The 1,477-nt window shown below is 38.7% G+C and carries 1 protein-coding gene; it reads right to left on the bottom strand.

What is annotated here, in order from left to right; genetic code table 11:
• Positions 1–119 precede the first annotated feature (119 nt).
• On the bottom strand, positions 120–1,163 hold the full coding sequence (locus AC973_RS05515; RefSeq protein ID WP_048728326.1) for a hypothetical protein: 1,044 nt from the start codon (positions 1,161–1,163) through the stop codon (positions 120–122).
• Positions 1,164–1,477 lie beyond the last annotated feature (314 nt).

The following is a 1,477-nucleotide window of genomic DNA, read 5'->3' as shown; positions in this document are numbered from 1 at the left end:
ATAAAAATAAACGAAAGTGGGACTACTTTTTTCGCAAAAGTAGTTTTGTCCCAGCCTCTTCTTTAGCACCATCACCAAAACATTCTTAGCTTTTAATTTCAATACTTCTATTTTATGGTCTACGCACGTGTTTCTTCTGCAGAATGTTTCGTTAATCTAGCACCCATACGGCCACCAAGTGATGAAACAATCGCCATGAGAATATGAGCAATGAATAATCCAAAGAGTGACCATGCGCTAACGGTTGAAGCTTCTTCTGCCGTTTGTTGCAACTCTTGAATAGCAGCATCAAGTTCTTCTGGCACTTGATTTAAAGCTTCTACTGCGCTATTTAAACCTTCTTGTGCCGTTTGATTCGCCTGTTCAATTCCCTCCACAATATTCTCGGCTGCTTCTTCTGCTTCCGGTCCAGTTAAGTCTGTATTTTCGGAAATGGAGTTAGAAATCGCTTCTTCATCTACTTCTTGACTCACATTTTCTACTCGTGCACTTAATTGGTCACCTAAATCCCTAAGAATTTGATCGGCATTATCAGGATTTGTAATCACTGCTTGCGCTGCTTCTTGAATATCTTTACGAGCATCATCTAATTGATCATTAAGGTAATCAGGTTGCAGTTCTTCAATACCTGTCCCTTCAAGTATCTCAACCGTTTGTTGTTCCATCTCTCCTTGATCGATATCCAAATTTTCTTGCAATGAATCAAATCCTTCAGTCACCACAGTTGTGGCGGCGTCCGCACCTGCACCTATCGCATCTCCGGCCACATTCGCGACGCCTCTGCTGGCGCTACCTGCTAGAGATAAAAGGGAAGAAAGAATCATCGAAACAAAAACGACTAACACAATTAAGTTCGATGCCCACGTGATAAAGCCGTGTAATAATCCTAAACGTCTCGAAGCCACGCCAGAAACAAAACCAGCACTAAAGAATGAAACGAGAGCCGTTACGACTGCCCATATAATGGCGGTTGTGCCTAAACCACTAAAAGGGTTATTGGATGTAAAATCTATAATACCCAGTCCTAGTGCAGAACCAATGCTTGAAAATACAATAAATAGAGCTAAGAACGTGACGACTCCTGCGATGATTGATCCCCAAGATAAATTGTATCCTGCTTCCTTGTCATCGTCCACGATATAGTGTGCAAATTTTTCTTTCATTTTCTTCCTCCTTAATTATCTTTTTACAAAATAAGTTTACCACTGAATAAATATAGTGTCTAATCAGACGATTTACCATGCTATCATTTATTTTAAAAGATAAACCAAAGCAAAAACTAATTTTATAAGTGATTTGGAATTCGTTTTTTTCAGCCATGAAGTTATTATATAGATTTCATTGTCTTGTACGCTTCAAGAAAATAGCAACTAGTGCCTATTTTTCTCTTTCTATGCCATAATTATCACTCTCCTTTAAATGAGATATTTTCAGTTTCTGTATCGTAATACACTAAAGCGAATGCTGGCTCATTAAA

The sequence above is a fragment of the Carnobacterium sp. 1290_CSPC genome, from assembly GCF_001053265.1.
Taxonomy (GTDB): Bacteria; Bacillota; Bacilli; order Lactobacillales; family Aerococcaceae; genus Aerococcus; species Aerococcus urinaeequi.
The sequence above is the reverse complement of the archived record's forward strand: the minus strand, read 5'-3'. Positions and strand labels throughout refer to the sequence as shown.